The 23069-nt window shown below is 51.8% G+C and carries 15 protein-coding genes and 1 CRISPR repeat array (1 of these 16 only partly in view); of the genes, 7 read left to right on the top strand and 8 right to left on the bottom strand.

The window, feature by feature from the left end:
* A CRISPR array of direct repeats spans positions 1–1151; the repeat unit is 36 nt; unit sequence GTGCCTCTACCTTTGATGCCGTAAGGCGTTGAGCAC (it extends 457 nt beyond the left edge of the window).
* 221 nt (positions 1152–1372) lie between these two features.
* Genes cas6 through cas5 form a run of 5 tightly spaced genes read left to right on the top strand, consistent with a single transcriptional unit; the run spans position 1373 to position 7409 of the window.
* Positions 1373–2041 carry a type I-MYXAN CRISPR-associated protein Cas6/Cmx6 gene (gene cas6 / locus RHH53_RS05030; protein ID WP_310744176.1) on the top strand — a complete coding sequence of 223 codons (669 nt, stop codon included), beginning with the start codon at positions 1373–1375 and terminating at the stop codon, positions 2039–2041.
* Positions 2031–4310 (top strand): CRISPR-associated helicase Cas3', encoded by a 2280-nt coding sequence (gene cas3 / locus RHH53_RS05035; RefSeq protein WP_310744177.1) that lies wholly within the window; start codon positions 2031–2033, stop codon positions 4308–4310. The genes cas6 and cas3 overlap by 11 nt, the downstream gene beginning before the upstream one ends.
* 14 nt (positions 4311–4324) lie before the next feature.
* On the top strand, positions 4325–5842 hold the full coding sequence (cas8a1, locus tag RHH53_RS05040; protein WP_310744178.1) for a type I-MYXAN CRISPR-associated Cas8a1/Cmx1: 1518 nt from the start codon (positions 4325–4327) through the stop codon (positions 5840–5842).
* Positions 5843–5871: 29 nt separating this feature from the next.
* Entirely contained in the window at positions 5872–6744 is an 873-nt protein-coding gene (cas7i, locus tag RHH53_RS05045) for a type I-B CRISPR-associated protein Cas7/Cst2/DevR (protein WP_206201331.1), read from the top strand.
* Positions 6744–7409, top strand: a complete 666-nt coding sequence (cas5, locus tag RHH53_RS05050; protein WP_302676603.1) for a CRISPR-associated protein Cas5 — start codon at positions 6744–6746, stop codon at positions 7407–7409. The genes cas7i and cas5 overlap by 1 nt, the downstream gene beginning before the upstream one ends.
* 52 nt (positions 7410–7461) lie before the next feature.
* Here the strand turns inward: cas5 and RHH53_RS05055 are convergent, their stop codons facing one another.
* Positions 7462–8076, bottom strand: a complete 615-nt coding sequence (locus RHH53_RS05055; RefSeq protein ID WP_206201333.1) for a histidine phosphatase family protein — start codon at positions 8074–8076, stop codon at positions 7462–7464.
* Between the two features lie 123 nt (positions 8077–8199).
* Here RHH53_RS05055 and thrC point away from each other — a divergent pair, with 123 nt between their 5' ends.
* Positions 8200–9288 (top strand): threonine synthase, encoded by a 1089-nt coding sequence (gene thrC, locus RHH53_RS05060; protein ID WP_302679010.1) that lies wholly within the window; start codon positions 8200–8202, stop codon positions 9286–9288.
* Here the strand turns inward: thrC and RHH53_RS05065 are convergent.
* The 7 genes from RHH53_RS05065 to rsfS all read right to left on the bottom strand — a co-directional run bounded on the left by RHH53_RS05065 (position 9285) and on the right by rsfS (position 21691).
* Positions 9285–9527, bottom strand: a complete 243-nt coding sequence (locus RHH53_RS05065) for a hypothetical protein (RefSeq protein WP_310744179.1) — start codon at positions 9525–9527, stop codon at positions 9285–9287. The two genes, thrC and RHH53_RS05065, sit on opposite strands and share 4 nt — an antisense overlap.
* Entirely contained in the window at positions 9499–9735 is a 237-nt protein-coding gene (locus RHH53_RS05070; protein ID WP_310744180.1) for a hypothetical protein, read from the bottom strand. Before RHH53_RS05070 ends, RHH53_RS05065 begins: the two co-directional genes overlap by 29 nt.
* 83 nt (positions 9736–9818) lie before the next feature.
* Positions 9819–14435, bottom strand: a complete 4617-nt coding sequence (locus RHH53_RS05075) for a filamentous hemagglutinin N-terminal domain-containing protein (RefSeq protein WP_310744181.1) — start codon at positions 14433–14435, stop codon at positions 9819–9821.
* 322 nt (positions 14436–14757) lie between these two features.
* Positions 14758–16434, bottom strand: a complete 1677-nt coding sequence (locus RHH53_RS05080) for a ShlB/FhaC/HecB family hemolysin secretion/activation protein (protein WP_310744182.1) — start codon at positions 16432–16434, stop codon at positions 14758–14760.
* 127 nt (positions 16435–16561) lie between these two features.
* Positions 16562–19387, bottom strand: a complete 2826-nt coding sequence (locus RHH53_RS05085; RefSeq protein WP_399385529.1) for a cation-translocating P-type ATPase — start codon at positions 19385–19387, stop codon at positions 16562–16564.
* Positions 19388–19432: 45 nt separating this feature from the next.
* Entirely contained in the window at positions 19433–21304 is a 1872-nt protein-coding gene (locus tag RHH53_RS05090; RefSeq protein ID WP_310744184.1) for a GTPase, read from the bottom strand.
* Between the two features lie 3 nt (positions 21305–21307).
* Entirely contained in the window at positions 21308–21691 is a 384-nt protein-coding gene (gene rsfS, locus RHH53_RS05095; protein ID WP_225901661.1) for a ribosome silencing factor, read from the bottom strand.
* An 86-nt stretch (positions 21692–21777) separates the two neighbouring features.
* On the opposite strand from rsfS, the gene RHH53_RS05100 reads away from it, so the two are divergent.
* Positions 21778–23064 carry an AMP-binding protein gene (locus RHH53_RS05100; protein ID WP_310744185.1) on the top strand — a complete coding sequence of 429 codons (1287 nt, stop codon included), beginning with the start codon at positions 21778–21780 and terminating at the stop codon, positions 23062–23064.
* The last annotated feature ends 5 nt before the right edge of the window (positions 23065–23069 follow it).

Genomic DNA, 23069 nt, shown 5'->3' on the forward strand with positions numbered 1-23069 from the left:
AGCACAAACGGATGTACACCCCTCTCGGGCTTATCTCGACTTGTGCCTCTACCTTTGATGCCGTAAGGCGTTGAGCACAGGCTCTTTTAAGTAAGGGGGAACAGGAGAGGCTCCTGTGCCTCTACCTTTGATGCCGTAAGGCGTTGAGCACAATAAACGACGCTAAAGCAGATAATACCCAAGCAAGGTGCCTCTACCTTTGATGCCGTAAGGCGTTGAGCACGTCAAGGCGCCAAGCCTCTTCTAAGTCAATACCCTGGTGCCTCTACCTTTGATGCCGTAAGGCGTTGAGCACTTCCCAGAGGACAAAAGAGCGCTGAAATTGGCAAAGTGCCTCTACCTTTGATGCCGTAAGGCGTTGAGCACCCAATTATGTACATACTTAGACCCATCAATAAGTGCCTCTACCTTTGATGCCGTAAGGCGTTGAGCACAACATCAATAACTTTTGCTTCCCTGTAAATTACTATGTGCCTCTACCTTTGATGCCGTAAGGCGTTGAGCACGCTTTGCCGCAGTTGGCTTTGCCGCAGTTGGCTTGTGCCTCTACCTTTGATGCCGTAAGGCGTTGAGCACTAGCGTATAATTCAACAACACCTCTATAATCAGGTGCCTCTACCTTTGATGCCGTAAGGCGTTGAGCACCCGCAAGCTTGGCAGCCGACCATTAAGGTTGCTTTTAAGGTGCCTCTACCTTTGATGCCGTAAGGCGTTGAGCACTGGTAGTAAATAAGTTTCCTCAAAATAACCAGCTGGTGCCTCTACCTTTGATGCCGTAAGGCGTTGAGCACTCTAAAGTTTGGATACTCATGATTAACCTCCTACTGTGCCTCTACCTTTGATGCCGTAAGGCGTTGAGCACTTTTGGGTTGTAAGCTTTTCTCAATTTGGCGCGCGTGCCTCTACCTTTGATGCCGTAAGGCGTTGAGCACAACCTAAGTTTTTTACTTATGAGCATTCTTATTCGTGCCTCTACCTTTGATGCCGTAAGGCGTTGAGCACTTTTGGGTTGTAAGCTTTTCTCAATTTGGCGCGCGTGCCTCTACCTTTGATGCCGTAAGGCGTTGAGCACTTTTGCCAGAGGACGTTGTGGACAAGATTAATAGTGATTAATACTGCCTCTACTCCTAGCGCTGTGGGCTAGCCCAGTGGTTGGTTAACTTTCTTGAATAAAAATAAAAATTTGTATCCAAAAGCTTTTTTGCTCCTTGTGGTTACCTACAGTAGAAGTTAAAATTTTTGTAAGTTGACAACTATAAGCCATCCATTAGCATGATTCTTGAAACTAGACAGTGGCTACCCTTGGCAGTGCTCCAGAGACCCATAGTTGAGGGAAAGCATTCAGATTAGGCGGGGATAATAAGATAGCGTTATGACTAGCCACAATCACTTTCTTGAAATCCATTACAGCTTGCGTGGAAGAACACTGCCAGCAGATCATGGCTATGCATTGTACTCTGCTATTAAAAAACAGTTGCAACAATTGGGGCGGCCAGATCTACCTTCAGATATACCAAGTGATCTTCGCCTTAGTAGTATTGCTGGAATTCCTAACGGTGAGGGAATGATTTATCTAAATCGTGCTTCACGCTTTTGCCTTCGCTGTCCTACAGATCAAGTGCAGACGTGGTATCGCTTTTTCCAGAACCAAGTGTTGGATATTCAGGGGCATCTGATTCGCCTTGTGCAACCTCGAATTACATTGCCAGAGCCTTCAGGAACCCTCGCAGCTCGCCTAGTCACTTTCAAATTAGAAGCAATTGATCACCTAGAAGTGCCCCGCTATTTTTTGGAATCTTGTCAAAAAGGCCTAACTCATTTAGGCATTCAGGGAAAGGTATTTATTCCTTCTGATCCGAATGGTGATTTAGCACGGCGCACGATTCAAGTGAAAGGCAAAAAAGTCGTAGGCTACCGTGTGATTGTTGAAGATTTAACTCCTGAAGATTCTCTAAGGTTGCAGTGGCATGGATTAGGAGGACGAAGACATTTTGGCTGCGGCTGGTTTTACCCGGTCAAGGAGGAACCGGATGCCGCCTAGTTCTACACCACCAAAACTGGAACCTGATATCTTATTAGCCAAATCTTCGGTTCCGGGAGCAGCAGATTGGCAAGGAGCTTACCATCTTGTGGGTCATACTGCCGCTGTTGTGAAATCAGTCACCAGCCTCGTGGATTGCTTGGGCGATCGCCTGATCGAGCAATTTGGGCTAACCTGTGAATTTAACACCCTGAGGGCAACGGCACGGCTGGCAGCCTATTTACACGACTGGGGCAAGGCCAATCACCAATTTCAAGGGGTGGTAAGGTACCCGCTCAGGGCTTCAAATCCATCCGTGCAGCCTCAACAGAACCCCTTGCAATACCCACAACTAATCCGTCATGAAGTGGGGTCTGTCTTGCTGGCGTGGGAGTTCCAAAACTGGCTTGGCCAATGCCCCAACGCTGACTTGATGACAGCGATCGCCGCAGCAGGAGGACATCACCTCAAATTAGGCGGTCAGCAGGGGCGAAACACCGGTGCACTGGGGGAGATCCGCGAGGGCAGTGGCGACCCTTACCTGTACTGGTATGTCCATCATCCTTCCTTCCACAAGCTGCTTCGCTATGGGGTGAGAACCCTAGGGCTGCCTCAAATCAAAATCATTCCTCCTTTTGCGTTCTCATCGCGATGGGATATTAAAACAATCAAAGATAAGCGTGACGAAGTCTTGAATGCTTTCATCGAATGGGAACCAGATCTAGCGTTTCTTGCCGTTGTTAAAGCGCTACTGATTGCAGCAGATGCCATTGGTTCTGCCTCGGCGCAGGTTTCAACGAATATTCAGGAGTGGATTCGATCAGAGCTAGAGAATACCCTCACGGAAGCTGATTTACAAAAGGTCATTGATGCGCGTCGGGGGGAATATCCACTACGCCCATTTCAGATTGATCTTAAAGACAAGTCGAAACGGGTAACATTGGCACGGGCAGGTTGCGGTACCGGCAAAACCTTGGGGGCTTATAATTGGGCGCTCCGCCACGGCATTGGACGCAAGTTATTTTTCTGCTATCCAACAACCGGCACCAGCACTGAGGGCTTTCTGGGCTATGTTCATAACCAAGTAGAGTCAGAGCTGTTGCACTCTCGGTCGGCTGTTGATTTGGAGTTGGCTTGCACAGGAGAAGAAGAAGACAATGGTGATGGAGCGGTTAATGAGGCCGCTCAGAAATTAGAAGCCTTCAAGGCTTGGGGGGCAAAGGTCAATGTTTGCACTGTGGATACCGTTTTGGGACTCCTGCAATGTCATCGCCGTCCCCTGTACTGCTTTCCAGCTCTTGCCAAGGCTGCTTTCGTCTTTGATGAAGTTCATTGCTATGACGATGCTCTCTTTGGTGCCTTACTGCGATTTCTCAAGGTTGTTAAAGCGCCGATTTTGCTGATGTCTGCCTCATTTCTACCGGCGCAGGTGGCGGCGATTCAGCAGGCAGTGGCAGAGGAAATTGCAATAATTCAAGGCCCTCAAACGCTAGAAGACCTGCCCCGCTATCGTTTCCATGAGCTAGCACAGCCAGATTGGGAGCGGGTTCAGCAAGAACTTGACCAGGGCGGTAGAGTTCTGTGGGTTTGCAATCAGGTCGATACAGCGATCGCCATCTACCAAGAGGCAAAAAAGAGGGGCTTGACGCCTCTCCTTTATCACAGTCGCTTTCGCTATGAAGATCGGGTGAAACACCATCGTGCCGTGGTGGAGGCTTTCCAGCAAGATCAAGCTGTTCTAGCAATTACGACCCAAGTGGCAGAAATGTCTTTGGATCTATCTGCAACCCTCCTTGTGACTCAAGTGGCGGATCCCGCAGGGCTAATTCAGCGATTGGGGCGACTAAATCGCCAATACTGTGGTCATTCCTGTGATGCTCTCTTTTACCCTGACGAAAACGTTGGTTTTCCCTATAAGCAAGGGGACTTAGAGGCAGGCTGGGCACTGGCACGCGCCTTCAAAAAACAAGATGTGAGTCAAAGGCAACTGTCAGACTGGCTCAAGCAAGTGAATATTAACACCAAGCCAAAGGAGCACTGCATCTGGCTAGACGGTCGCTGGCAAACCTACTCTGCTCCCTTGCGTGAAGCAGGCTATACCATTACTGCACTCCTCGAACAAGAGCTGGAAAAAATTGCCCCACTGAAGTCGAGTGAATTGCCGCGCTACACCCTTCCCCTCCCTACTAAGAACATCAAAGGTTGGCAGCGCCATAAGAGCGGTTATCTCATTGCCCCTAGAGAGCAGTGGCGCTATTGCCCAGAACTGGGTGCTGTTGAACCTAAGTAGGAGGTGAGTGAGCTTTGAGTCAGTTTACCCTGTCCCTTTTTGACCCTAATTTCCTCCTCCCCCATCGCGCAGGGGTTGCAGGATTGGCTCTAGCCTTATCTGAACTGGAGAACCAACGCAATGATGCTCCATTGGCGTGGAACATTACTGATGAAGCAGTTGAGTTGACATGGAAAGACAGTGATCAAAAGGTTGTGACATGGCTGCTAAAGCAAACCTATCAGATTAATCACCAAGGCTATCTAGAGGTTCCTGCCCTCAAGCTTGATGCACAGGGGCAATACACGTTTACCCAAGGGGTACTCACCACATTCCTCCAGCACAATACGCAGCGCAAACTCAGCAACACTTCTGTCACTTGCACGTTCTTAATTGAGCCGGATCAACCAGAGATCTCGATTGAGGTGAAGCCCCTAGAGAGCTGTTATTACACCAGCGACATCAAGGAGGCCTTTAACAATAAGGGAGCCTTCAAAAAAGAAATTCCCCTGAAGGGAAATCATCTGCCCGGACTGGTGGAATGTTTTGTCAATGGTCCCTATCAAGAATCGCCGCAGGGCTTTCTGGCGTTGCTTTTTTTGCCCCTTGCCTGTGGCTACTACCAACTTCCTCCCCAAACTGTTGGTGGCAAGCTCTCTGCCCGCTCAGCACTGGTGATTCCTGAAGTTCAAAATCTAAAGCACTGGGTTAAGCGCCGTCGGGCGATGTCGGGGTGCACCTATCGAGACTTTCGTAGCAGTGGCGCTGGTGAATCTGCTTTGCACTTTCTACTGCAAGAGAAGGCAATAGAAGAGAGTCAGCAGTTTGGCGGGCACTACTGCGAGGTTTACCAGTTGGGGAAGCAAGTCTGGGATGCCCAGCAAGCTTACCTGAAACAGGCGGTGTATCGCGTAGAGGTTACGGATGAAGTCCTCGAATTGTATGAAGTCGCTCGCCAAGTTTTTCCTGCGCACGTGCGACAAAAGGAGAATGGTGAAACTTGGTTAGCTCTTTCTAAAGCACTGCCTTGGATTTGTGACAATTTAATTGGAGGTCAGCCTTGGTATGCAGGTTTCTTTGAGTTTTACAAACGTAATAAGGCCTATGAACGTGAAGGGTTGGTAAAAATGACTGAATACTTGAATCCTGATGAGCGAGTGCTGTTTGAGGTGGTCCAAGGTGCCTTTAGCGTATACCTGTCTGGGCAATTCAAACAGGCTCAAAAGCAAGGTCGCCAATTAGACTATGGGCAAGTGACCGATAAGGTTATCTACCGATTCCAACGTCCGAGTACGCAACAGGAATTTGCTACTGCATTGGTGGATTTCCTAAGCCAGTTTCGCAGCAAGGCCGCTCGCGATAAGGGCCCGCAAATTGTTCACTGGATTCACCGTGAGGAAAACTGGCGGCGAGCAAGAGATCTGGTACTGCTGGCGATCGCTACCTACCGCAGTAAGAGAGGAGACTCTCTCAACGGTGTCGATATCCCCTTGGAATCAATGGCTGAAGGGGATGTCACAGAAGATGAAATGTTTTCCTTCGCCGATGAATAGTTTCTGTCTCTAATTCAGGAGAAATAACAATGACGAAACATCTTTTTGCAACAATTGTAACGACCACTGCTGTCGCAGCCAACAACCGCGGGGAAGGGGATGGCAGCACCCTCTCAACTTTGCAAAAAATCACCCGTGGCAATGATCAATACACTACTGTGAGTGCAGAAGCGATCCGTTGGGGATTGCGGGAGTATTTTCAAAACCATTACGAAAAAGAGACCAACCGTACATTTAACCCTGAAACCGATCGATATAGCTTCAAAGATGAAAAGTTCAGTGCTGAGAAATATATTGATGATGACTTGTTTGGCTACATGGACGCCAAAAAGGGGAAGGATAATGAAGATGCCACGACCAAACGGCGTGGTGCCCTAGAAATTAGTCGCGCTATGAGTCTGGATCCCTATTGGGGGGATATTGCCTTTGGCTCGAAAGGGGGGGAAAAGGGCAAAACCTCGATTCACAGTACAGAGGTGCACTGCACTGCCTATCAGTACACGATCGCCCTCACGCCAGAAAGTCTTAAGAAACCGGAACGGGCACTACTCGCCTTGGATGCTATTGGCGCTGTCCGTCATGTGGGCGGTAACCATGCCCGCTTTTTGTACGACTTTCGTCCAGAGTCCATTGTGCTTCGGATAACCGATGATCCGAGTCCTTGGATTATGGACGTGTTTAAGCGCATTGGCGAATCGGTGGGCTGCCCGCGGCTAGTGCGACTAGTGGAAGTGGGGGATGTGAAGGCTGATGAGCTAATCGTTGGCGGTGAGATTGCCGATACCCCCTATGGTCAGCAGTTAAAGGCGTTAGGGGTTCAGGTCTATCGCGGGGTCAAAGAAGCGATCGCTCACGCCAAAGAACAATTAAAGCAACAACTCAAGCTTGAGGTACCTGTCTAATGCAACTTTACATTGATTGTCCCTGTACCAGTTTTCCCCGCAGCTTTGCCCGTGACTTTAAGGAGACCTACCGCTATCCACCCCCCTCCACGATCTATGGCATGCTCCTTTCCCTGATCGGTGAAGAGAATTTGGATCAACATTGGGGTGTCAAACTGGCCATTGGTATCGTTGGTGCTGACCCGCCCATTTCGCGAATTTTACGCAAACAGCGGCATCACAAGTTCAGTAAGAATCGCCTCGGCACCTATTCCACGAGTAAATTCTCCAAGCCGAATCACCATGAACTGCTCACAGATGTGCAAGTGGTTGTCAAAGTTGATTCGAGTGAGGAAAATGCACCACTGAAGCTGGTTGATCGGCTGGCGATCGCCCTCACCACACCCCAGCAAATTTCCCGCTTTGGTGGCCTGAGTTTGGGGGAGTCGTGGGCACTGGTCAATGGTGTACGCCCCTATCGGGACAACGATGGCTCGATCCGCTGGCTCATTAAAGACAATCGAGGTCTCATTAGCCTGCCCATCTGGATTGATCGTCAGAGCAGCCAAGGAACCTTTCAACGCTTTCGCTTAGGCAACGAATTTGAAGACCATTGCTGGGTCAGGATTCCGCAGCTAACTGTGCCAACCCCAAGATCGCGACCCTCCGCCGCTCGCAGATCTTGATGCCAATCGAGCAAATTGCGGTTTGTTAACAACCTTAGCCTGAGCTGGCCGTCTAGGAGCACTGATTAAAGGCATTGATGCGCCACCAGCGGATATTTTCTGCCTCAAAGCGGCCATCTAAATCCACTCGTACTGAAAAGTCAAACCAAGCAGCGGGGGGAATTTCCATCCCCCACAGGCGATCGCTCCCCAACACAACACTAATCAGGCACTGCAAAAAGCCGCCATGACTAATACACCAAACACACTGCTCATCCCTGTGGCGTCGGAGTTGTTTCCAAGCCTGTTTTGCCCGCTGCCAGGCCATGGCCATTGACTCTGCCTCTGGTACGGGAATCAGGTAGTCACTCTCTTCAAGTTTTTCACAGAGATCGGGATGCTGCGCCTGCGCCTGCGCCCACGTGAGTCCTGTGAAAATGCCCTGATCAATTTCAATTAACTCCGCCAACTCTTGAACCTTTAGGTCAGGACGAGGATTCATGAGCATCGCCGTATCGTGGCAGCGTTGCAGCGGACTCGTGTAAATGGCATTCGGCGGTGGGAGTTTTTCCCGCAGGGCAAGGGCTTGCTGCCGTCCCCGTTCTGTGAGGGGCACATCTTGCCGTCCTAACATGACACCTGAGGCATTACCCACAGCCTCACCATGGCGGATCAAAATTAAGCGCATTGTGTAGCTCTCCCCTAGGGCGGCAATTGGCAAGTGCAACCCCTGATCGCTAAAATTATCGTACTGTGTGGCTGCGCTCTATCCTCAGCCTCAAATTTATTCATATTTCTTGACTGCGTACCTGTGCCTGTAACACTCTCTGCTCCCCCCATCCGTCCTGCTTGGCATGGCCTGATTCACGCCTACCGTGACTTTTTGCCCGTGAGCGATCGCACTCCAGTAGTTACGCTCTATGAAGGCAATACACCACTGATTCCCGTGCCTCAAATTGCTGCACGGATTGGCCGCAACGTCTCGGTTTATGTCAAGTACGATGGCCTCAACCCGACGGGGAGCTTCAAAGATCGCGGCATGACGATGGCCATTTCCAAGGCCAAGGAAGCGGGAGCCGAAGCCGTGATCTGTGCCAGCACAGGCAATACCTCAGCCGCTGCTGCCGCCTATGCCCGCCGAGCGGGACTGCGCGCCTATGTCTTGGTGCCCGAAGGCTATGTTGCCCAAGGGAAACTCGCCCAAGCCCTCCTGTATGGTGCCGAAGTCATTGCCATTGAGGGCAACTTTGATAAAGCCCTAGAGATTGTGCGCCTAATGGCGGAAACTTACCCCGTGACGCTGGTCAATTCCGTCAATCCCTATCGGCTAGAAGGACAGAAAACCGCTGCCTTTGAGGTGGTGGATAGCTTGGGCAATGCCCCCGATTGGCTGTGTATCCCTATGGGTAATGCAGGAAACATTACCGCCTATTGGATGGGCTTTTGCCAGTATCGTGAGCAAAATCGTTGCGATCGCCTGCCGCGCATGATGGGCTTTCAAGCAGCGGGATCTGCCCCCCTTGTCAAGGGTGAGATTGTCACCCATCCGGAAACGATTGCGACGGCCATTCGTATTGGTAATCCTGCCAACTGGCAACGGGCGATCGCTGTCAAAGAAGCCAGTCAAGGTGCCTTTAATGCCGTCACCGATGAGGAAATCCTCAATGCCTATTGCCTGCTGGCTTCTGAGGAAGGTATCTTCTGTGAACCTGCTAGTGCGGCTTCTGTGGCGGGTCTCTTGAAATTGGCCGATCAGGTGCCCAGTGGTGCCACGGTGGTTTGTGTACTGACGGGCAATGGTCTCAAGGATCCAGAAACAGCGCTCAAGCAACAGAGCGATCGCTTCCACCGCCACATTGAACCCACTGAGCAAACCGTAGCCAAGGTCATGGGCTTTTAGAAACCGCGTTCCGCTCGCATCAGGTGGCGACTGGCCTTCAAGAGTTGTACTGCGGCTCGATGGGTGGCTAAGCTGGCAACATTGGCGGTGGTGGGTGCAGCTGCTGTCAAGCTGGCAGGTTGAGCTAACTGCTGAGCACGGCTAAACAGATCGCGCACGGTGGAATTGCCCCCACGAAAGTAGGCCATTTCTGCTTCGGTGCGGGTCAACTCACGACTCAGCGGATTGGGCTTTGGCAATATCTCGAAACGCACTCCTTGCCTCCCGCTCAATGGATCGAGGCGCAGCGGATCCGGGACGCCCTATTGCGGCGGGGGCGATCGTCGTCGGTAGAAACATCGAATTGGCAACGTGGGTGTTGAGCCGCTCAAGACGTGTAAACAGCTCCGCCTTTGACCGGTTGAGCCCAAGGAACAGAAGCTTGAGGGTCTTAGTGAGCGTTGCCATGTTGATACCATACCAATGTCCCGTGTATTTGCAAAAGATATCCCCCCTAAAGGAGGGGGGACTTACAGCACTAAGGGTAATAGTTACTGCAAAGAATCAGTCTTTAGCTCAAGGTTTACGCATTGACCCTCGTCTGTCCACTCCTCATTTTCATATACTGTCAGCTGCGTTAGCGGATCAACAGCTGTTTGTTGGCTATTGATGAGTACAAGACGAGACTTCGATTTACCTTTTTGATCCTCTTCTGTAAATCCCTCCCTATTAGAAGAACAGCTTGCACTGGTTGTTCCTGCTATGGTCACACCACCACGTTGCCCCCCTAAGGTTGCTTTAGAAGCACCTTGGTCACCATTAAGAGGCTGATTCCCACCACTAGGAGGCTGATTGCCGTCACCGGGTAGATTGGGGGCACTAGGAGGCTGATTCCCACCACTAGGAGGCTGATTCCCACCACTAGGAGGCTGATTGCCGCCACCGGGTAGATTGGGGGCACTGGGAGGCTGATTCCCACCACTAGGAGGCTGATTGCCGCCACCGGGTAGATTGGGGGCACTAAGGCCGGTAGTTGTTACAATATCACTACCAACAGTGCTAGTTACTGTACCAATATTAACCGAGTTTAGACCATTGTAAAGCAGGCTACCATTTACCTGTGCAGCAAACAACGTTACGGCAACAGGGGCATTGTTCAGGTCAAAGGTGCCACTGCCCTGCAGACCCAGTCCGGCGGCGGTGATGCTGCCTGTTGCTGTCTGAGTGACCCCACCATTACTGATCAGGGTTAGGTTGCCGCTGCCAAGGTTGCTGCTGGCGGCTAGGGTGAGGGTGTTCCCGCTCTCGATGATGGCATCGTTGTTGGTGGTGGTAAGGCCAGCTGCGGTTGTTGCTGTATCGCTGCCCACCGTGCTGGTGACAGGCCCGCCAATGGTCAGGTCATCACTGTCTTTGAAGCTGACGCCACCATTGACGTTGGCCGCCAAGGTGTTCACATCATTGCTGGCATTGTTCAGGTCAAAGGTGCCACTGCCCTGCAGACCCAGTCCGGCGGCGGTGATGCTGCCCGCTGGCGTTTGACTGACCCCCCCACCGCTGATCAGGGTTAGGTTGCCGCTGCCAAGGTTGCTGCTGGCGCCTAGGGTGAGGGTGTTCCCGCTCTCGATGATGGCATCGTTGTTGGTGGTGGTAAGGCCAGCTGCGGTTGTTGCTGTATCGCTGCCCACCGTGCTGGTGACAGGCCCGCCAATGGTCAGGTCATCACTGTCTTTGAAGCTGACGCCACCATTGACGTTGGCCGCCAAGATGTCCACATCATTGTTGGCATTGTTCAGGTCAAAGGTGCCACTGCCCTGCAGACCCAGTCCGGCGGCGGTGATGCTGCCTGTTGCCGTCTGAGTGACCCCACCATTACTGATCAGGGTTAGGTTGCCGCTGCCAAGGTTGCTGCTGGCGCCTAGGGTGAGGGGACCGACGGTACGGAGGATGACATCAGCGTTGTTGGTGGTAATACCATTAGCAGTTAAGAATGTTGTGCTGGCAGTGCAGCAGTTAGGATATGTTGTAACAAAAGGAATGCTCAGATTCCCAACCGTCAGATCATTCTGATCTCGGTATGTGATGGCGCCAGTTGAACTCGCGGTTGCGATTGTATTGACGTCGTTTGAAGGTTGATTCAGGATAAAACTGCCGCTGCCACCCAAAATTAAGCCACTTGCTGTGAAGGGAGATGTTTGAGTGACAGAGCCCCCATTACTGAAAAGTGCTAGCGTGTTTCCTCCTAATAAGTTAATTGGTGAATTCAGTTGAATGCTGCCCCCTCGAAGGGTAAGGTGTTGATTTCGAGTAATGGGAGTGGGAGAGTTGATGGTAACTGTTCCTGTGCCATTTTCATGGCCAAAGATGACATGACTAAAACCAGTCGTTAGACCAAATTCGGCGTTGCTTAGGGCAAGATGAGTCGTATCGGGCGCTGTCCCAGCAATATCAATATCACGACCCGGTGTAAAGGGCTGGACGACCAAGATACCCCCATTGCTACTTAATGTAGTGGAATTGCTTAGATTAAGCCTGTCACCCACAAGAATAATGTTGCCACCATTCGTACTTTGAATCGTTGGAGTAACACCTGCTGTAGGAATACTCATCCAATCTAGGGTGGTGCTGACAGTAGCAGTATGTTCACCGATTAGGCAGATGTTGCCCGTATTGCTGGTCACTATAAAGGCATTATTAGGGTTACTCGAAGACGAAGTCTCACCAAACTTAATTGCATTATCGGTTGAGTTACCACCCCGCAAAACGCCCTTTAGGGTAATATGGCCTGAACCCGCTGCCGAGATTTCAGCAGAGAAGTTGTCGGTTAAATGACGCTGTAACTCAAGACCGTCTTTGCTTCCGTTATTTGACCCTGTACCTGAATAACCCGTGTAAGTGATGTTGCCGATTCCTGTGGTTTGAACTAAAGCATTCCAGTGAGCAATTCCGTCATCCGTTGCACTGCTGCCGTTGGCATAGCCTGTAATGGTTATGTTTCCATCGTGGTTAGTGATTTTTGTTTGGCGCCTCTGAGGAGGTGGAGGCAGAGTATTGGGATTGTCACCGCTGCTACCGCTGCGTGGAGTTGTTGTAATGAAAACACCATCGTTGTTTTGGCCGCTACCCCCAGGAGCAGTACCGGTAATTGTGATATTTCCTGTGCTATTTTCAATGCGAGCACCCCGGCTGAGATAAACACCATAGTTATTACTACCTCCCGTACCGCCAGTACCGTTGAGGGTAATTTGGCCACTGTTACTTTGCAGCGTGGCATGACCTGTTAGTTGAATACCGTAGTTATTACTACCTGAGGTACCTCCCTTACCCGTGAGGCTAATGTTACCTGAGTCTGTTTTTAGTAGCGTGGGTTGAGTCGCCGTTCCTTCAATGAGGATACCCTTACCTACACCTCCCGTACCGCCAGTACCGTCGAGGGTAATTTGGCCACTGTTACTTTGCAGCGTGGCACGACCTGTTAGTTGAATACCGTAGTTATTACCTGAGGTACCTCCCTTACCCGTGAGGGTAATGTTACCTAAGTTTGTTTCTAGTCGCGTGGGTTGAGCCGCCGTTCCCTGAATGGAGATACCGCTAAAATTAGCTGGAGCAGTAGTATTACCATCGGCTTCTAGTGTGATGCCACCCCCGCTCGTATTTTGGATTATTACACCGGGCTGAATGACAATGTTACGGCCTGCCTGTAGCGTTAGAGTAGTATTCTGACCCCATGTAATGTTTGTACCGCTTTGAACAGTAATTGTCTCCGGGCCACCACTAGTTGCAGCTGCCGTGCTGATGGTCAAGTTAGCCGACCCAAGTTGACCAACGATATGTGCATCATCAAAGGTGTTAGGGCCAGTGTTAGAGCCGGGGCCATTTTGAATGGTAATCGAGCCGGGATCAAGGAGAAGGGTACCAAAGGAACCGTTGGGCGCCCTGAGATCGGCAAAGCCTGTGACGTATAGGTTATTGCGTGCTGAAACTTCGGCAAAGCCGCCATTACCACTAAGGCTGCCCCCGCGGGCACTAATGTGGCCGTGAAAGTGGGTGGCTTCATCTGCCCAAGCAATGACAGTACCCCCATTCCCTTGGGTTAGCGCATTAGCTTCTAGGCGTGCCCCTGCGTCAATGAAGGTGTTTCTGGCATTGGGCAGAGGACCTTGCCCTTGAGGACTGCCGCCAATAAAAATCTGCCCGCCGCCTAGGTTGCCATTGGCCGATAGATGGGCAGTGTTCTGAAGATGAATATCTTGACCTGTTACGGTAATTTGACCGCCGTAAATACCATCTGCATCTAGGCGTCCGCTAATATTCACTTCGCCTGTGGGGCCGCCTGCTAAGATAATCCGCCCTTGACGATTCTCAACTGCACGCGCTTCGATGATGCCATCAACGTTCATCACCCGATCCATGATGCGCTGAGCAGCACTGGCAGAAAGGATAACATGCCCCGCGCTAATGTGCCCCTGCTGATCAATCAGACTAGAAAGTGGGCGACCATAGATATCCGTTACTTGCTGAGATAGATCACTATCTACCCTGACGCTGAGCAACCCATCTCCTGTGAAGTCTAGGGTAACACCAGTGCCGCTCACTAGGGCAACTTGACCCAAACGTGCTGAAATGAACCCTGTGTTTTGAACTGCTGGCGCAATTAGGGACACCACACCTCCCTCCTGGGCAGTGATGCGCCCTTGGTTGGTAATAGCAGCCGGCGGCCTATTGGAGAGGTTGTAAAAGCGGAAATTGTCCTGCAAAAAGTCTTGATCTTTAATGTCAAGGGTACTTGCAATAAGGCTGCCCACATTAACTTGGGCACTGGGTAAAAAGACGATGCCGTTGGGATTGATTAGAAAGATGCGACCGTTGGCGTTTAGTTGACCGGCAATACTTGAGGGGGTTAGCCCTGTCACTCGGTTGAGTGCGGCTGCTGTTGCGCCCGGCTGGACAAAGAATACCCCTTCATTGGCTCCAATGCTGAAGCCCTCCCAGTTAATGATGGCTTTATGACTGCTTTGCAGAATATGAAGCTGATGGGGGGTACTCTGCTGAAAAGAGACTTGCCCCTCACTCACTGTTGGGTTTTGTGGCAGTGCCTCAGCTATCCGAGGATTGAGACTTGTTAGGAAAATACTCGACAGGGTAAGGGTGATACCATTTAGGAACACACTGAATATCCTTTTCATAGGTTCAACCTCAACAGCCTTTGGAGGGTTGCAGAATGGTTTAAGAAGGTAGGTACAGTAGCAGAATTCAATTCTAGATTTTAGAACATCCTTGACTATAAACTCAATAAGTATTTAGGCTGACCTAGTCATTGATTCTAGGGAAGCAGCAGAACCATGTTTCGGCTTCGTGACTCGGTTTTCCTTTCTGCTCCATGCAACTGAATCCCTAAGAACACCAGTTGATGGCTGCTTCCCTACCTCAGAGTCCCTGCGCTGCCCAGTTCTCTTGCCCACAATGTAAGACCGTAGTATCCCCTAAAAGCTAGAATATGCCCTGAACTTGAAAGAATAGACGCGGGCTCCGTTCAAAGGCGGGTTCAATTCTCGTTAGGGGAAAGGCTAGCTCTAGGCGAAGTTGTAGGCTAGGGTTGATGAGCTGTCGCAAACCCAAGCCCGTTGACAAGGCCTCCTGACTGCTAGGCTCAGCAATCGTCGGTCTTTTAAGAAAGGTCTGGCCATAGTCTACAAAGGCATAGGGCTGGCTAGTGAAGCTTGTTTTACGAAATTTATAGGAACGGGTATATTGTAGCTCAAGACGTAGAGCGTAGCCATCATCTCCTAAAATGGCGGATTGAACATAGGCAGAGCCAGAGTTGAAGCCACCAATTCCAAATTGCTCAGAGGCAACAAGGGGAGCGGCTGCTGCTTGGGCTGCACCTGTTAGGCTGACTGACCAATTTTTAGGGAGAAAGAAAATCTGTGTAAAGTCCAAATTTGCTTTGAAGGCTGCAGGGGTAGCATTGAAGCGAGAAAGAGGTAAAGTGGGAGTTCCGCTCAGACGCGCCCCCAAACCTGCAATGCCTTGAGAGAGCTGTATAGAGGCACTAGTGAACCCAACCCGGCTTGTATAAGTGACCTGACTCGATGTACGGAAAACACGAACTCGATCCTGACTGAGGAGAACTTGTGGCCCTAAAAATGTGGTACTAACCGTGCTATTGAGGGCATCAAAAGAAGCACTTGTGAGCAGGTTGAGTTTCCTTGAGCGAATGGGGTAATAGGAAAAGCCTATGCTGCCCAGCCAACTGTTGCTTTTGATCCTGAAGGGGGCAAGGTTATCTCCAGGCTCACTTTCAGCATAACTGAAACTGCCTACAAATTTGAGACTATTGGCGTCTAAGGGAATGTTTACATCGAAGCGACCACTTTTGAGTTCGTTGAAATCGAAAGGAACGGTTGTACTACTCAGAATAAATTGCTCACCTCTGTTGAGCAGAGAATTAAAGTAAGCCCCTGCCTGAAGACGAATAGGACCAACACTGTCGGCATACCAATTGTTGAGTGTAAAGAAGGGTTGAAAGGAATCCTTCTTGGCAGTAATCGTCAGAATAGTTGCGCCGGGCTGGTTACCAGCTTCAAAGCGTCCACTCACTTTGTAGCCGGCCAAATCGCTCATCAATAGTAGGTTACGCTCGAGAACTTTAGTTCTGAGAGGGCGAGAGGATTGAATACGATCAGCATAGGGCTGTAATGGCTTGATCGTTCCCGCGGAACCTTCAAACCGTACTTCCTCGACATAGCCTTCGACAACTTTGAGACGAACAATGCCTTCGGTAACTTCTTGGGCAGGTACAAGGACACGGATTAGAAGATAGCCTGAGCGGCGGTAGTGCTCGCTGATTTTTTGGGCAATGGTATAAATGTCAGCAAGAGTCACGTTGCGATTGAGCTGATCTGCGTATAACGCTTTAAGTGCTTCGGGGGAATAGACAGTTGAGCCACTAATAATGATGTCTTTTAGAAGGAAGCGAATTTGATCGGAATCGGTCGGTGGCCGGATCTCTTGACCCTCAGGAATTGTAATCTTTGGCTCACGAGGGGGCAGGGGAGGGGGTTGAATTTCTTCGATGAGGCGCTCAGGGGAAAAAGCTTGGGCAAGAAGCACTCTTGCTTGCAGTTCGGCAAGATTGGTGTCCAGGAGTCCAAGTACAGAAATCATAGCTTGTCTGTAAAATACTTTCAGTTGCAAAATATCAGAGCCTCTCTCTTTTGTCTAGGTTCTCAAAACGTTAGCCCCTAATTCAGGGGGTAAGCAATAGCGGATATTACGAAATTAGTTAACAAAATTAATCTAGGAGTTGTAATTCATGCCCTTTATGCAACCAGTGGAGCACGAGCTTTTCCAATTCAATCCAGACAAACACCAGTGTGCTGAAGCCGATGCACACGGCTAGCTCAGTTCCCGAGAGCAGATAGGTACCAAAGAACCGTCGCAAAGGGGAGGCGTAGATCAGCAGGAGTTGCAGAATCGTTGTCAAAATGACTGATCCCCAAACAAAAAGGTTGGAGGTGGGGCTCATTTCAAGCGTCAGCCGTGTACTGGAACGGGCGGCAAGGGCATGACCCATTTGAGCGAGACAGAGGGTGGTAAAAACCATGGTTGTCCAACGTCTTGGATCGAGTCCTCCTTCCAGATGTTCAGCGGTGTAGCTGTAGGCCCATACCATCAGGGAGATGCCGACGATCGCCAAGATCAAACCGACACGAATCATATAGGAACCCAAGCCACGGCTAAAAATACTTTCATTGGGTTTAACCGGAGGACGCTTCATGACATCGGGATCCCCCGGCTCAACAGCAAGGGCAAGGGCAGGCAGACCATCCGTCACCAAGTTCATCCAGAGGATTTGCAAGGGCGTTAGAGGCACACCTCCTAGTCCCAGTAGGGGTGAGCAGGCAATCGTGATCACCTCACCAATGTTGGAGCCGAGAATGTATTTAATAAAGCGACGAATATTGCTGTAGATCACTCGCCCTTCCTCGGTAGCGGCGACAATGGTGGCAAAGTTATCATCCAAGAGCACCATATCGCTGGCTTCCTTGGTGACATCCGTCCCCGTAATCCCCATGGCTACGCCAATGTCGGCCTGTTTGAGGGCAGGGGCATCATTCACACCATCCCCAGTCATGGCCACAATTTCACCGTGACGTTGCAAGGATTTCACAATCCGCAGTTTATGTTCTGGAGACACCCGCGCATAGACATTGACGGTCAGGGTTGCTGCATCCAGTTCTGCGGGACTCATTTTTTCGAGGTCTCGACCGGTTAGCGCCTGATCGCCCCACTGACAGATACCAATTTGACTGGCGATCGCCTGTGCCGTCAGTTGATGATCCCCCGTAATCATAATCGGGCGAATCCCAGCAGTGCGACAGGTGGCGACGGCCGCCAGTACCTCTGGACGAGGGGGATCAAGAATGCCCACTAGCCCCAACCAGATCAAATCCTGCTCACTGGTATCTACACTCTCCGCTGGTGGCAGCGCTGACCAGTAGCGATGGGCAATGCCCAAGACCCGCAGCCCTTGAGCGGCAAAGCGATCGTTTTCGGCGAGAATCTCTTGGCGATCGGCCAGTGTTAGGGGTTGAATGTCGTGCCCCACCTGCCGCCATTGACAGCGTTCCAAAGTCAGTTCCGGTGACCCTTTGGTAATCATCCAGTAGGGTTCCTTGGCGGCAATCGCAGGAACGGACTCACTGCGGTAGAACGTACTCATCCGCTTGCGATCGGCATCAAAGGGAAACTCCGCGACCCGCTCCGCCGTTTCCTGCAATGCTTTCAGATCAATGCCCCCCTTAGCGGCCAAGGGCAGGAGAGAGCCTTCGGTCGGGTCGCCGAGAATCACCCATTCGGCTGCGTGTTGTTTGAGCAAGGCATCATTACACAGTGCCCCTGCCAGTAGCAGTAGGTGCCGTTCGTACAATGCTGAGGCATCGTCGGTATTGGCGTCGTAAAAGTCGCCCTTGGGTTCATAGCCATTGCCGCTCACCTTGGCGCGATAGGAGGTAGTAGCCACTGCCTGCACCACCATTTTGTTTTGGGTGAGGGTACCCGTTTTATCCGAGCAGATCGTTGTCACACTCCCCAGTGTCTCCACGGCCGGCAGCCGCCGAATCAGGGCATGGCGTTTCACCATCCGTTGTGTTCCCAATGCAAGGGTGACGGTAATCACGGCGGGCAAGCCTTCGGGAACCACGGCCACCGCCATACTGAGGGAGACTTCAATGAGATGCGGCAGCAGTGAGGGATCGTAGAGACTCCCAGCAATCACGACAATGCTCACCAGCACCAACGCAATGGCGACTAGGCGATTGCCCAGCTCGGTCATCCGTTTTTGCAGGGGTGTGGGTTCCTGCTCCACCCCTTGCAGGGCAGCGGCAATTTTCCCTAGTTCAGTGTCCATGCCGATCGCGGTGACGACGGCGATCCCTCGCCCTTGGTTAACCTCTGTGCCCGCAAAGACTAGATTGGCGCGATCGCCCAGTTCCGTATCAAGGGGCAAGATTTGCGCAGCATTTTTACTGGCGGCTTCTGCTTCACCGGTGAGTGCTGCCTCGCGGATTTGCAGGTTGACCGCTTCAAGGAGGCGACCATCGGCAGCTACTTTGACCCCCGCTTCCAAAAAGAAAATGTCCCCAACCACCAGTTCAGGGGAATCAATTTCCATGACCTTGCCCTCGCGCAGGACACGCACCTTGGGCGCCGCCATACTTTTCAGCGCAGCGAGTGCCTCTTCAGCACGGGCTTCTTGGACATAGCCTAGAATGGCATTGAGAATCACCACCACCAGAATTGCAGTTGCGTCCTTGGGGAAGGGGATGGTGTTTTCTTCGAGGGATTCGAGAATCTCCAATGTGCCAGAGATGAAGGCCACCACGAGCAGCATGATCAGCATGACATTGCGAAACTGATCAATGAAAATCTGCCAGCGCGGGCGGCGGCCATTGTCAACGAGTTCATTGCGGCCATATTGGGCTTGTCGCCGTTGCACTTCTGCAGAACTCAGTCCCTGTTGGCGATCGCTCCCCAGGCGGCTAATGACTTCATCAGCACTCAGAGCATGCCAAACTGATTCACGATCCATGGGGGAGGAGGCATTGGAGGAGGTCATGGCGGGTGAGGAGATGAACAGTTTTTATCCTTTCTTTATCTTCGTCTATTTTTCTGGAACCATACCAAAGCGCTGCCAATAGTCCTCATAGCGCGCCATCAGCGTCAGAGGTGGCTCAGGCTGTGTCCAAAACTCTACGAGGGTGTGTCCCGTTGCCCAAGTGTCTTGATTGAGGGGGCTACGACGTTGTAGCAGCAAGGGAGCCAAGGTTTTCAGATCAAAGGGGCGCGTTGGTACCTCGATGCGATCGCTGGCATTTTGCAACAGCGTGTAGAGTTCATAGGCCAGTTGCAATTTACAAAGAATCACCGGCAGGTGTTCTAGGGGCAGTTGTTCGGCGAGGAGCCATGCAGCGGCGGGAGACCCCGTGAGCATGGTCGAAAGAAACTGGAGCACTGGTCGCTTGAGCAAATCGGTAATGCCCTGACTGGTGGTGATGCGGTGGCAATAGGTGTCAATGAGGCGAGAAGCAGCGTGAAGCCGTGTCTGGCGATCGCTAAGCCAGCGAGCCATGCGGATCTGCTTGGCGGGGGCAATTAAATTCACAAGGGTATCACTGAGGGCATCGAGTCCCCAAGCCATGCGTTCTTCAGTGCCGTTGACAATCGGCAAAATATGGGGCGTATAGGTGCCCAACTGTTCTTGGCGATAGGCCACCGCCTCGCGAATACTCACTTCCTTGGGACGGGTACCCCGTTGCCAGTCGTAGGGGGGATGCCATTCCCGCAGGGGGCGTAGCCGATCCACTTGGGTGACCGCCACCACAATCGGCAAGTCCCTCACCTCTTGGCGAATCAATTGCAGGGCGGTGATGTCCGGGGCAAGGGCAGGATCCAGCGCTGGGGTCAGCAGCAGCACTACATCCATGCGCGGCAGTAATTCCCGCAGGCGAGCTTGAATATCGGCACCGCGAATATCTTCGTAGCCGGGGGTATCCCACAGGGTCAAATCCTGCTGCCAACGGTATTGCCGGATCTCGTTTGTGTTGGGCAAGGGGGAAACACGGGTGGTGGGGGCAGCAAATAAACTATTGATCAGGCTACTTTTGCCTGCGCCGGTGCGACCCACGAGAAAGACGTTCACAGGCTCAGTTTCGGCACGGGCAAGGGGCAGACTCTGCTCTAAAATGTCCTGTAATGTGCCTGTATCTGTGCGCGGGGTGGGTAATTCCAGTTGGGTGAGGCTGCCACTGTAGAGGGCGATCGCCCGCAGTCCCAAGGCCTTGAGCACCTGTTCCCGCAGGGTGAGTCCCAAGTTAGCAATCAGGGCTTGATTGGCCTTTTGCTGCTGCTCTTGGGTAAAGGTTTTGGTAATCGCCACACTTGGATTGAGGAGCCACTGCGCCCAATTCCAAGCCGTAAAGCCCCAACGCGCAACGGGTGCCACCTGCCGTGAAAGTTCATAGGCGCGCACTGCCTGCCCCAGAGTTACCCGCGACAAAATTGGGTTGAGGGTTTCCAGCCAGCGATCCACATCATCAATCGTGTCCCGCAAGAGGCGGTAGGCTTGGGGCACATAGATTTGCAGCAGGGGACGCTGAGCATTGGGATAATAGACCTTGGCAATCTCACTGACGAGGGTTTGTGCCCGCTGCCAAAAGAGTGGCCAATTTTCCCAAGGGGGTGGGTCTTGACGACTCTGCTCAAGGGTGTGTTGGAGAATCTTCAGGGCGCGTTGATCCGTTTCTGAATCACTGCTTCTTGGCAAATCAAAGGGACGGGGGTCAATCTCTGTCGGCTGACCCTTGAGCCAATGGGCAACCCCCCACCGCCACAGCAGCAGAATCAGCACGACTACTGCCCAGACCCAACTCAGTCCCCAAGCATGAATTTGTATTGAGGCCGCGGTGAGGATAAAGCTGGCGATCGCCACCAGTGGCAAGATCAAAAGAATCCACTGCCACCAAGAGGGCTGCATCGGCTAGGTGGTCACTAGTGACTCAAAGGGAATGCGTTGGGCGTGGCCCCAAAAGGCCTCAAGGTTGTAGTATTGACGTTCCTTGGGCAACTGCACATGGACAATCACATCACCGTAGTCCATCAGCACCCATGAACATTCCGCTTGGCCTTCAATATGTTGGGGCTGGCGTTGGCAATGTTCAAGAGCCGCCTCCTCAATCCCTTGATAAATGGCGCGCACTTGGGTTTTTGAGAGTCCCGTAATGATCACAAAGTAATCGGTGAGGTAGGACACACCACTCACATCCAAAAGGCAGATATCCACTCCCTTGCGATCGTCGGCGGCATAGGCTGCGGTCCATGCTAGTTTAAGGCTAGGGTCAGCAATTGCGGCTACCCGTTGCATCTGTTGAATAGTCAGGCTGCTGTCTCCTAAACGCACTCCTTTATCCTTTGATTTTACCTATTGGTTTAGGGAGGGGTAGGACAAATTTGTTACAAAACCTTACGAGTATTGCCCCCCACTGGCTGTGGTATCCCCACAACGGAAAATGGCACATTGCTACCACTAGACTCCTCGAGCAATTAGCCAACTATCAAGAGCAACTCCAAGAGCAACAACCCACTCTCCTCGTTCTCGCAGAACCCGATCCCCTCTCGTTTCTCAGTGGTTTTCTCGCAGCGCTCTCCACAGGGACGCCCCTATTACTGGCCAATCCCCACTGGCAGTCCCAAGAGTGGCAGCAGGTGGCAGCGATCCTACCCCAGAATTTCATGGCTTGGGGAACGGTGCCCCCCCTCGACCCCCAAGGATCTGGAGAACCATTGCCCCAGGGCTGGATTCTGATTCCCACTGGCGGCACTCAAGGGCGGTTGCGCTGGGCAATTCACACGATCGCCACCCTCAAGGCAGCTGTTGCCGGGCTACAAACCCACTTGCAACAAGGGGCGATTCACTGTCTGAGTATTTTGCCCTTGTACCATGTCAGTGGTCTCATGCCCGTGGTGCGATCGCTCTGGAGTGGTGGAGAACTCTATCTCGGTACCCATCTACGGGATCTACGGCAAACGGCACCTCCTGCCAATGTTGATCTGTGGCTGTCTCTGGTACCTCGGCAACTGCAACAGGTGCTTGCAGACCCTCTGCCATGGCTAGCGGATTTAAGGGGCATTTTCGTGGGCGGTGGCCCCACTTGGTCGCAACTATTAGAGGAAGCAGCAACCCAGCGCTTGCCTCTATGTCTCAGTTATGGCATGACAGAAACTGCTGGCATGATCTGTGCCCAACGGCAGGGGGAATTTTTGGCGGGCGATCGCTCCTGTGGTCAGGTCTTACCCCATGCCCAGATTGCTTTAACCCCTACGGGCGAGATTCAGATTCAGGCCGCCTCCCTTGCCCTTGGCTATTACCCTGGGTTATTCCATGAAGGGATATTCCAAACGGACGATCGCGGCGAATGGCGGGGCGATCGCCTCTACATTTTGGGACGCAGCAGCCGCAAAATCATCAGTGGTGGCGAGAATATCTACCCCGAAGAGTTAGAGGCCTTACTCCTTAACAGTGGCCTTGTCCAAGACATCCATATCTATGGCGCACCCGACCCCCTTTGGGGTGAGCAAGTCATTGCCCTCTATGTGGGAGACTCCTCCCCTGAGGAACTCAGCCAATGGCTCAAACGGCAATGCAGCGCCTACAAATGCCCCAAGAAATGGATTTCCGTGCCCCAAATTCCCCGCACGCCCCAAGGAAAAGTGCGACTATCCTCGATTAAGACCTAGCCACT

Source organism: Thermosynechococcus sp. PKX82 (assembly GCF_031583255.1).
GTDB lineage: Bacteria > Cyanobacteriota > Cyanobacteriia > Thermosynechococcales > Thermosynechococcaceae > Thermosynechococcus.